Raw genomic sequence first — 9,989 nt, forward strand, 5'->3', positions numbered from 1 at the left:
CGGTACACGGCCAGTACCAGGTTGATGTCAACCAGGGAGTCGGCGGTGGAGAAGAAGCCGAGGTTGCGCATGACGATGCGGCGCTCGTCGTCGGTCAGGCCTTCCGGGTCTTTCCAGAGGGCGATGTCGGCGGTCATGTTGACTTCTTGCGGCATCCAGTGGTTTGCGCAACCGTCCAGATACTTCTGCCAGGCCCAGTCGTACTTGAATGGCACGAGTTGGTTGAGGTCGGCGCGGCAGTTGATCATGCGCTTTTCGTCAACGGCGACACGGGCGGAGGCGCCTTCGAGTTCGGCGAGGCCTTCGGCGACGTCGAGGGAGTTCAGTGCAGCCTTGGCGCGGGCGACAGCGGCCGAGTCGGCGGCGGTGACGGCGCGGGCTTCGAGTGCCGCGGCACCGCCGGCGTTGTCGAGGCGGTCCATGTTGGCTTCAGTAGCGTGGCCGGCGTTGGCGCCTTTCACTGCTGCTACTTCACTGTCTTCTTTGTCGAATTCGTCCCAGCTCAGCATGACGTGTCGTCTCCTGCGTGAGGGCCTGTCGCCCGTGTGAAACCTGATTGTCTGGTTTTTCACACGGTCGTACAGACCGCGTTGGATCTTAAGGAATCGTTTTTTGCAGCAGCTAAGGCAGGCAATAAAACAGAATTTTGTTCGGGGTTCCGAGAGCCTCTGACGGGCGCAGCTCGCGTTGAACGCTGCTGCGGGGCTTCAGATTGGCTGTTCATCCCTGTAAGGGAATATTGCTGTCCCGATTAGGGCGGCATTATAGGGAAAAAAACACGCGCGTGGGGGAGGCGAATCAGCACAGGGCGGTCGATCAGGAAGGGGATTTCAGTCGGAGCGAGGGTTTACAGGGCTTTCGCCGATGTTGGCGTCTGAGAATTTTTTTTGATTAATTTTTTAGCGGGGCTTTGGTTGTTCAAGAAATGAGCAAAAAACCGCGTTTTTCACTATATCTTGTGTTTTGCAAGCCTTTTGCACGACTCCAGACACAACTGAGCCCGACCGAAGTCGGGCTGGAATTGACCCTCAATGAAGCGCTGAGAGATCCAATTCGGTGCAGTCTCAACGCATCAATTGGTGCAGCCGTTACCCATGACGCTATAACGCAGGATGTGACGCTGGCCTGTGGAGTCGTCGTATTCCATTTTCATCGGAACAACTTCGCAGACATTTGGAACTTCGCTCATCGATACAACGTTGGCGATGTCCAGGTGAGTGGAGTAAGTGTATTCCTCGATCACCGGTTGTTGCTGTGCGACATCAGTCGGGACCTCGTCTGCCATGGCGGTTGCGCACAGACTGCTGAGGGCCAGAACCAATAAAGCTTTCATTTCAAATTTACCTTTTTGAGGTCGAGTGGGGTCACGCAACCTTTTTAGGGTTGCGTGTGGAACTTCATCGTTTGCAGTTATTACTTGAGAGCTGGATTAACGGCCTTCGTGGGGGCTGTAACGTTGTTAATCGCGTTTGCCTTGTCGGCGAGGTGGATTTTAGGGAGGTGGGGTGGGGGTAAACAGAGCGGGTTTTGATAAACACCTTTGGCAGATTTGGTAACAATCGGTCGATAGGGTGTGAGAGTCGGTTTGCTGGGGATGCAATTTGTCTGGGAAACCGAGTTGTCTGAATCGCTGGCAAGCCAGCTCCCACAGGGGTTGCGTGATATTCGGGATTGGTATTCGCGGGGCAGTCTGGAGAAGTCTGGATGTTTTGTAGGGGCTTGTTACTACCATCGTCGAATGGTTCTATGGGCCCGGCCCCGTTACAACAGGGTCATACAAAAACAACTATTACACCGAGGTAGGAAAGATGAGTGCGGCTTCTCTGTATCCCGTTCGTCCCGAGGTTCTGGCTAACACGCTGACTGACGAGGCGACCTACAAAGCCATGTACCAACAGTCGGTCGTCAACCCTGACGGCTTCTGGCGTGAGCAAGCTCAGCGTCTCGACTGGATCAAGCCTTTCACCACGGTGAAACAGACTTCGTTCGACGATCACCATGTCGATATCAAATGGTTTGCCGACGGTACTCTGAACGTTTCCTACAACTGCCTCGACCGCCATCTGGCCGAGCGCGGCGATCAAGTCGCAATCATCTGGGAAGGTGACGATCCTTCCGAGAGCCGTAACATCACTTACCGCGAACTGCACGAGCAAGTGTGCAAACTGGCCAACGCCCTGCGTGGTCAGGACGTACACCGTGGCGACGTGGTGACCATTTATATGCCGATGATTCCCGAAGCCGTGGTCGCCATGCTGGCCTGCACCCGGATCGGCGCGATTCACTCGGTGGTGTTCGGCGGTTTCTCGCCGGAAGCCCTGGCCGGTCGCATCATCGACTGCAAATCGAAAGTGGTGATCACTGCTGACGAAGGCATCCGCGCCGGCAAGAAGATTTCCCTCAAGGCCAACGTCGACGACGCACTGACCAACCCGGAAACCAGCAGCATCCAGAAAGTCATCGTCTGCAAGCGCACTGGTGGCGACATCAAGTGGAACCAGCATCGCGACATCTGGTACGAAGACCTGATGAAAGTGGCGGGCACCGTCTGCGCGCCGAAAGAGATGGGCGCGGAAGAAGCGTTGTTCATCCTTTATACCTCCGGCTCGACCGGTAAGCCTAAGGGCGTGCAGCACACCACTGGTGGTTATCTGCTGTATGCGGCGATGACCCACGAGCGCGTGTTCGACTACCGTCCAGGTGAAGTTTACTGGTGCACCGCCGACGTTGGTTGGGTCACTGGCCACAGTTACATCGTCTACGGCCCGCTGGCCAATGGCGCGACTACGCTGCTGTTCGAAGGCGTGCCGAACTATCCGGACATCACCCGGGTGGCGAAGATCGTCGACAAGCACAAGGTCAACATCCTCTACACCGCACCGACCGCGATCCGCGCGATGATGGCCTCGGGTCAGGCGGCGGTTGAAGGCGCTGACGGCAGCAGCCTGCGTCTGCTTGGTTCGGTGGGCGAGCCGATCAACCCGGAAGCGTGGGACTGGTACTACAAGAATGTCGGCAAGTCGCGTTGCCCGATCGTCGATACCTGGTGGCAGACCGAAACCGGCGGCAACATGATGAGCCCGTTGCCGGGTGCTCATGCGCTGAAGCCGGGTTCGGCGGCGCGTCCGTTCTTCGGTGTGGTGCCGGCGCTGGTCGACAACCTCGGTAACATCATCGAGGGCGAGGCTGAAGGCAATCTGGTGATTCTCGATTCGTGGCCGGGCCAGGCGCGCACGCTGTATGGCGACCATGACCGCTTCGTCGATACCTACTTCAAGACCTTCCGCGGCATGTACTTCACCGGTGACGGCGCGCGTCGTGATGCCGATGGTTACTACTGGATCACTGGGCGTGTCGATGACGTGCTCAACGTGTCCGGACACCGTATGGGTACGGCCGAGATCGAAAGTGCGATGGTTGCGCACCCGAAAGTCGCCGAGGCGGCGGTGGTTGGGGTGCCGCATGACATCAAGGGGCAGGGCATTTATGTCTACGTCACGCTGAAGAATGGCGAAGAGCCGAGCGAGCAACTGCGTCTGGAACTGAAAAACTGGGTGCGTAAAGAGATCGGGCCGATTGCTTCGCCGGACGTGATCCAGTGGGCACCGGGGCTGCCGAAGACTCGTTCGGGCAAGATCATGCGGCGCATTCTGCGCAAGATCGCTACGGCGGAGTACGACGGTTTGGGGGATATCTCGACCCTGGCGGATCCGGGTGTGGTGCAGCATTTGATTGATACGCACAAGACGATGAATGTTGCTTAAGTAGCAGGTTGAAGTGCTGAAAAGCCCCGTTCGGTGTAGGCCGGACGGGGCTTTTTGTGTCTGTTGGTTTTGTAGTGACTGGATGGGCCTCATCGCTGGCAAGCCAGCTCCCACAGGGTTTGAGGTGTTTCGGGGATTTCAGTTAATGCGCAAATTTGGGTTGGCTGGACTGGCTTCATCGCTAGCAGGCTAGCTCCCACAGGTTTTGGGGTGTGTCGGAGATTTCGGCTCCGGCGCAAATCTCTGTGGGAGCTGGCTTGCCAGCGATAGCAATCTGTAAGGCGCCGATGCAGTCCACTGTCAGAAACCGAAACCACCCAACCAATAATTATCGATCTGCGCCGTAAGACATTTCCCGCTGTTACCTCGTACCTTCCACGTAACCGAATGTGTAACCGCCCGCGCCAAACCGGGGCGAAGGGAAACGCATCGCCCCGTTTTAGAGCCTCAAAAGCTCCGGTGAAAAATAAGACACAACGCTGCGCTTGCCGGATTAGAAGGGTTTGCGAATAATAGGCCCGCAATTTGCAGCATAGATCGGTTCACTGTCTTTCGCTCTTGCATGAATTTGCAAGGCTGTCAATGCGCCTAAGTCGCTTTCTCTGTGCATCTGTAATTAGTTGTCGCATTGAAGAAATATCGGCTTCGGGCCTGTCGTTAGAATGCCGATCACTCGCTCATCGTGGCTGACGTTGAAACCTCCTAGGGTTTCAATGGGAAATTTCCCACAGATGCAGCAACCGATTTCCCGATTCACCCATTCGCATATTGGGCTGTCGCTCACTCTGCCGTTTTTGCCCTTTACCGATGGAGTCCCAAGATGAAGAAACTTGTGCTGCTTGGCGCCCTGGCACTGTCCTCTGTGCTGTCGCTGAATTCCTTCGCTGATGAAAAACCTCTGAAGATCGGTATCGAAGCGGCTTACCCTCCGTTCGCCTCGAAAGCGCCGGATGGCAGCATCGTCGGTTTCGACTATGACATCGGCAACGCCCTGTGCGAGCAGATGCAGGTCAAGTGTGTGTGGGTCGAGCAAGAGTTCGACGGTCTGATCCCGGCACTGAAAGTGCGCAAGATCGACGCGATCCTGTCGTCCATGTCGATCACTGAAGATCGCAAGAAGTCTGTCGACTTCACCAACAAGTACTACAACACCCCGGCGCGTCTGGTCATGAAGGCCGGCACTCAGGTCAGCGAAAACCTGAGCGAGCTGAAGGGCAAGAACATCGGCGTACAACGTGGTTCGATCCACGAGCGTTTCGCCCGCGAAGTCCTCGCCCCACTGGGCGCCGAGATCAAGCCATACGGCTCGCAGAACGAAATCTACCTCGACGTGGCCGCTGGTCGCCTCGACGGTACCGTGGCTGACGCCACCCTGCTGCAAGACGGCTTCCTGAACACCGATTCCGGCAAAGGCTTCGCCTTCGTGGGTCCACAGTTCACCGACGTCAAATACTTCGGCGACGGCGTAGGCATCGCGGTGCGTAAGGGCGACGCCCTGAAAGACAAGATCAACGCAGCCATCGCGGCCATCCGCGAAAACGGCAAATACAAAGCAATCCAGGACAAATACTTCGCTTTCGATATCTACGGCAAGTAACACGTCTCTGCGACAAGTCCGAAATGGCGCAAGCAACAGGATCTCTGCGGTTTGCGCCATTTTTTCATCCCAACTTTCGAGGACCTGAATCATGTTGAAAGGCTACGGGGCTGTCATCCTCGATGGCGCATGGCTGACGCTTCAGCTCGCCTTGTCGTCCATGGCTCTGGCCATCGTTCTCGGGCTGATCGGTGTCGCGCTGCGCCTGTCGCCAGTGCGTTGGCTGGCGTGGCTGGGCGATCTGTATTCCACGGTGATCCGCGGGATTCCCGATCTGGTGCTGATCCTGCTGATCTTCTACGGCGGTCAGGACTTGCTCAACCGTGTGGCGCCATTGCTCGGCTTCAACGATTACATCGACCTGAACCCGCTGGCCGCCGGTATCGGCACCCTCGGTTTCATCTTCGGTGCGTACCTGTCGGAAACCTTCCGTGGCGCGTTCATGGCGATCCCCAAGGGCCAGGCCGAAGCCGGCATGGCGTACGGCATGAGCAGTTTTCAGGTGTTCTTCCGGGTGATGGTGCCGCAGATGATTCGCCTGGCGATTCCCGGCTTCACCAACAACTGGCTGGTACTGACCAAGGCCACCGCGCTGATTTCCGTGGTCGGTCTGCAAGACATGATGTTCAAGGCCAAGCAGGCGGCGGATGCCACTCGCGAGCCTTTTACCTTCTTCCTCGCAGTGGCGGCGATGTACCTGGTGATTACCAGCGTGTCGTTGCTGATCCTGCGTCAACTTGAGAAGCGCTACTCGGTAGGCGTAAGGGCGGCTGATCTATGATCTTCGACTACAACGTCATTTGGGAGGCTCTGCCGCTGTACCTCGGCGGCTTGGTGACCACCCTCAAATTGCTCGCACTGTCGCTGTTTTTCGGTCTGCTGGGGGCACTGCCTCTGGGGCTGATGCGCGTCTCGAAGAACCCGATCGTCAATGGCGCCGCGTGGCTCTACACCTACGTGATTCGCGGCACGCCGATGCTGGTGCAACTGTTCCTGATCTACTACGGTCTGGCGCAGTTCGAAGCGGTACGCGAAAGCTTCCTCTGGCCGTGGCTGTCCAGCGCAACGTTCTGTGCGTGCCTGGCCTTCGCGATCAACACCAGCGCCTACACCGCTGAAATCATCGCCGGCAGCCTCAAAGCCACGCCGAACGGTGAGATCGAAGCGGCCAAGGCCATGGGCATGTCGCGCTTCAAACTGTACAAGCGCATCCTGCTGCCATCGGCCCTGCGCCGGGCACTGCCGCAGTACAGCAACGAAGTGATCATGATGCTGCAGACCACCAGTCTGGCGTCCATCGTGACCCTGATCGACATCACCGGTGCAGCACGTACCGTCAACGCGCAGTTCTATCTGCCGTTCGAGGCGTACATCACCGCTGGCGTGTTCTACCTGTGCCTGACCTTCATTCTGGTCAAGCTGTTCAAGCTGGCCGAGCGGCGCTGGTTGAGCTACCTGGCCCCGCGGAAGCACTGATATGGAACGCATCGACCACGTTTTACCGTGGAGCCATCTGGGCAGCGAGCGCAAGGTTTCGGTTTTCCGATTCGGCAGTGGCGAGCGCAAGGCCTACATTCAGGCCAGCCTGCACGCTGACGAATTGCCGGGTATGCGGACCGCCTGGGAGCTGAAAAAGCGCCTTGGCGAACTCGAAGCCAACGGCCAACTCAACGGTGTCGTCGAGCTGGTGCCGGTGGCCAACCCGTTGGGTCTTGGGCAATTGCTGCAAGGTAATTTCCAGGGTCGTTTCGAGGCGGGCAGCGGCAAGAATTTCAACCGTGATTTCGTTGAGCTGAGCGCGCCGGTTGCGGCGGCGTTGGCCGACAGTCTTGGTGATGATGCACACGCCAACATTCGTCTGATCCGTCAGGCGATGGCTGATCATCTGGCGGCATTGCCCGAGGCGAGCAGCCAGTTGCAAGGCATGCAGCGTGTGCTGCTGAGCCACGCCTGTAACGCCGACGTGGTGCTCGACTTGCACTGCGATGCTGAAGCCGCGCTGCACATGTATGCGCTGCCGCAGCACTGGCCGCAGTGGCGTTCGCTGGCGGCGCATCTGAATGTGAAGGTTGGTCTGCTGGCGGAAGATTCCGGTGGCAGCTCCTTTGACGAGGCTTGCTCGCTGCCGTGGCTGCGTCTGTCGCGGCAATTCCCGGATGCGCAGATTCCACTGGCGTGCCTGGCGACGACCATCGAGCTGGGCGGTCAGGCCGACACTGGCCGCGCTGATGCCGAGGCGTATGCTGAAGGCATTCTGGCGTTTCTTGCCGAGCAAGGCCTGATCACTGGCGAGTGGCCGAATGCGGCTCACGAGCCGTGCGAAGGCATGCCGTTCGAAGGCACCGAATTGCTGTTCGCGCCGCACCCGGGCGTGGTGAGTTTTCTGCGTAAGCCCGGCGAATGGGTCGAGGCCGGTGCCGAGATTTTTGAAGTGATCGACCCTGTGTCCGATCGGGTCAGCACGGTATGTGCTGGTACGTCCGGGGTGCTGTTTGCCATTGAACGGCTGCGCTATGCCCAACCCGGTTTCTGGCTGGCCAAGGTGGCGGGGCGCGAAGCGCTGCGTCACGGGCGCTTGCTCAACGACTGACTGACTGTTTTTGTGAGAACCGACCGCATGTACAAACTTGAAGTCCAAGACCTGCATAAACGCTATGGCAGTCACGAAGTGCTCAAGGGTGTTTCCCTGAAAGCGGCAGCCGGCGATGTGATCAGCATCATCGGCTCCAGTGGCTCCGGCAAAAGTACTTTCCTGCGTTGCATCAACCTGCTTGAGCAGCCGCACGCGGGCAAGATCCTGCTCAACAACGAAGAGCTGAAACTCGTCGCGAACAAGGACGGCGCGCTGAAAGCCGCTGATCCGAAACAGCTGCAACGCATGCGTTCGCGCCTGTCGATGGTGTTCCAGCATTTCAACCTGTGGTCGCACATGACCGCGCTGGAAAACATCATGGAAGCGCCGGTTCACGTGCTGGGCGTGTCCAAGGCTGAAGCCCGTGAGAAAGCCGAGCACTACCTGAACAAGGTCGGTGTGGCCCATCGCAAAGATGCATTCCCGGGGCACATGTCCGGTGGCGAGCAGCAGCGTGTGGCGATTGCCCGGGCGCTGGCGATGGAACCTGAGGTGATGCTGTTCGACGAGCCGACTTCGGCGCTTGACCCGGAACTGGTTGGCGACGTGCTGAAGGTGATGCAAGCGCTGGCCCAGGAAGGTCGCACCATGGTTGTGGTGACTCACGAAATGGGTTTTGCCCGTGAAGTGTCGAACCAGTTGGTGTTCCTGCACAAAGGCGTTGTTGAAGAAAGCGGCAACCCGCGCGAAGTGCTGGTCAATCCGCAATCGGAGCGTCTGCAGCAATTCCTCTCGGGCAGCCTTAAGTAAACAGAGCTGCCGATATGCACCGGAATAGTGCATGCTTCGCAGCCTGATGGCTGGCTACAATCCCTGTGGGAGCTGGCTTGCCAGCGATAGCGGTGGGCCAGATGACATTTCTGGTACAGATACACTGCCATCGCTGGCAAGCCAGCTCCCACAAGGGATCTGCGTCGGCTTTGAGATTTGTGTTCATTTCCGGGCTAGCATTGGCCCATGCCTTCATCATCGTTCTTCGCTTCGGATCACCCGCCCATGACTGCCCATCGAATTGGTTTCCTGATTTGGCCCAGCACTAAAGCTCTGACTTTGGCGCTGGCGGAGGAGGCCTTGCGTGTTGCGCAGCGGGTGCACCCGGATGTGGTTTACGAACTGTCGTTCCTGCAGGCCGAACCGCCCGTCGAAGGCGCCTGGCAATTGCCCGGTGAACCGTGGGCCGGCAAGCTGGAAAACTTCCAGAAACTGTTCCTGCTCGCCGATGAGCCGCCGACCGCACTGGCCTCGCCACTGAGCAGCGCGCTCAAGCAACTGGTGCGCGCCGGTTGCGTGATCGGTGGTCTGTCTGCCGGCGTGTATCCCTTGGCGCAACTGGGGTTGCTCGACGGTTACCGCGCTGCCGTGCACTGGCGCTGGCAGGACGATTTTGCTGAACGCTTCCCGAAAGTCATCGCCACCAGCCATCTGTTCGACTGGGACCGTGATCGCCTGACCGCGTGCGGCGGCATGTCGGTGCTTGATCTATTGCTGGCGGTGCTGGCCCGCGATCACGGCGCCGAACTGGCCGGTGCGGTTTCGGAAGAACTGGTGGTCGAGCGCATCCGTGAAGGCGGCGAGCGTCAGCGTATTCCGTTGCAGAACCGCCTCGGCTCCAGTCATCCGAAACTGACGCAAGCCGTGTTGCTGATGGAAGCCAACATCGAAGAACCGCTGACTACCGACGAAATCGCCCAGCATGTCTGCGTGTCCCGTCGGCAGCTGGAGCGGATCTTCAAGCAATACCTCAACCGTGTGCCGAGCCAGTACTACCTGGAGTTGCGCCTGAACAAGGCCCGGCAGATGTTGATGCAAACCAGCAAGTCGATCATCCAGATCGGCCTGTCGTGCGGCTTCTCCTCGGGGCCGCACTTCTCCAGCGCCTACCGCAACTTCTTCGGTGCCACGCCGCGGGAAGATCGCAACCAGCGGCGCAGCAGCAGTCCGTTCGAATTGTCGTCGGTACCGCCCGAGCGCGGCTGAGGCGCGTCGGGCTGGCCGT

The 9,989-nt window shown here is 58.5% G+C and carries 9 protein-coding genes; 7 read left to right on the forward strand and 2 right to left on the reverse strand.

All coding sequences use genetic code 11. The features are described 5' to 3' along the window. On the reverse strand, nt 1–509 hold a 509-nt coding region (locus ACIOWE_RS26040; protein ID WP_401397480.1), incomplete at its 3' end, for a ribonucleotide-diphosphate reductase subunit beta. A 563-nt stretch (nt 510–1,072) separates the two neighbouring features. Then, complete coding sequence (locus ACIOWE_RS26045; protein ID WP_096818120.1) at nt 1,073–1,333, reverse strand: DUF2790 domain-containing protein; 261 nt, start codon at nt 1,331–1,333, stop codon at nt 1,073–1,075. A 475-nt stretch (nt 1,334–1,808) separates the two neighbouring features. On the opposite strand from ACIOWE_RS26045, the gene acs reads away from it, so the two are divergent. The 7 genes from acs (at nt 1,809) to argR (ending at nt 9,970) form a co-directional block, all read left to right on the forward strand. Then, on the forward strand, nt 1,809–3,764 hold the full coding sequence (gene acs / locus ACIOWE_RS26050; protein WP_401397483.1) for an acetate--CoA ligase: 1,956 nt from the start codon (nt 1,809–1,811) through the stop codon (nt 3,762–3,764). Nucleotides 3,765–4,584: 820 nt separating this feature from the next. Next, entirely contained in the window at nt 4,585–5,361 is a 777-nt protein-coding gene (locus tag ACIOWE_RS26055) for an ABC transporter substrate-binding protein (protein ID WP_103304061.1), read from the forward strand. A 91-nt stretch (nt 5,362–5,452) separates the two neighbouring features. Beyond that, the gene (locus ACIOWE_RS26060) at nt 5,453–6,142 is read left to right on the forward strand and encodes an ABC transporter permease (protein ID WP_201149067.1); all 690 of its coding nucleotides are present in this window, start codon (nt 5,453–5,455) and stop codon (nt 6,140–6,142) included. Then, nucleotides 6,139–6,837 (forward strand): ABC transporter permease, encoded by a 699-nt coding sequence (locus ACIOWE_RS26065; RefSeq protein ID WP_103304063.1) that lies wholly within the window; start codon nt 6,139–6,141, stop codon nt 6,835–6,837. The genes ACIOWE_RS26060 and ACIOWE_RS26065 overlap by 4 nt, the downstream gene beginning before the upstream one ends. A gap of 1 nt (nt 6,838) precedes the next feature. After that, nucleotides 6,839–7,951, forward strand: a complete 1,113-nt coding sequence (locus tag ACIOWE_RS26070; protein ID WP_401397486.1) for a succinylglutamate desuccinylase/aspartoacylase family protein — start codon at nt 6,839–6,841, stop codon at nt 7,949–7,951. 27 nt (nt 7,952–7,978) lie between these two features. Then, nucleotides 7,979–8,743 carry an ABC transporter ATP-binding protein gene (locus ACIOWE_RS26075; protein WP_003227281.1) on the forward strand — a complete coding sequence of 255 codons (765 nt, stop codon included), beginning with the start codon at nt 7,979–7,981 and terminating at the stop codon, nt 8,741–8,743. A 246-nt stretch (nt 8,744–8,989) separates the two neighbouring features. Continuing rightward, nucleotides 8,990–9,970: a transcriptional regulator ArgR gene (gene argR, locus ACIOWE_RS26080; protein ID WP_103304065.1), complete on the forward strand. Its 981-nt coding sequence runs from the start codon at nt 8,990–8,992 to the stop codon at nt 9,968–9,970. Nucleotides 9,971–9,989: the final 19 nt, after the last annotated feature.

Origin of the sequence: Pseudomonas sp. NPDC087598 (assembly GCF_044743525.1) — a bacterium.
Taxonomy (GTDB): domain Bacteria; phylum Pseudomonadota; class Gammaproteobacteria; order Pseudomonadales; family Pseudomonadaceae; genus Aquipseudomonas.

Excerpts from the sequence above, each read along its gene's own strand:
- ACIOWE_RS26070 (WP_401397486.1), top strand. The coding sequence starts at position 6,839 with ATGGAACGCATCGACCACGTTTTACCGTGGAGCCATCTGGGCAGCGAG.
- ACIOWE_RS26055 (WP_103304061.1), top strand. The coding sequence starts at position 4,585 with ATGAAGAAACTTGTGCTGCTTGGCGCCCTGGCACTGTCCTCTGTGCTG.
- ACIOWE_RS26075 (WP_003227281.1), top strand. The coding sequence starts at position 7,979 with ATGTACAAACTTGAAGTCCAAGACCTGCATAAACGCTATGGCAGTCAC.
- ACIOWE_RS26045 (WP_096818120.1), bottom strand. The coding sequence starts at position 1,333 with ATGAAAGCTTTATTGGTTCTGGCCCTCAGCAGTCTGTGCGCAACCGCC.
- argR (WP_103304065.1), top strand. The coding sequence starts at position 8,990 with ATGACTGCCCATCGAATTGGTTTCCTGATTTGGCCCAGCACTAAAGCT.
- ACIOWE_RS26065 (WP_103304063.1), top strand. The coding sequence starts at position 6,139 with ATGATCTTCGACTACAACGTCATTTGGGAGGCTCTGCCGCTGTACCTC.
- ACIOWE_RS26060 (WP_201149067.1), top strand. The coding sequence starts at position 5,453 with ATGTTGAAAGGCTACGGGGCTGTCATCCTCGATGGCGCATGGCTGACG.
- acs (WP_401397483.1), top strand. The coding sequence starts at position 1,809 with ATGAGTGCGGCTTCTCTGTATCCCGTTCGTCCCGAGGTTCTGGCTAAC.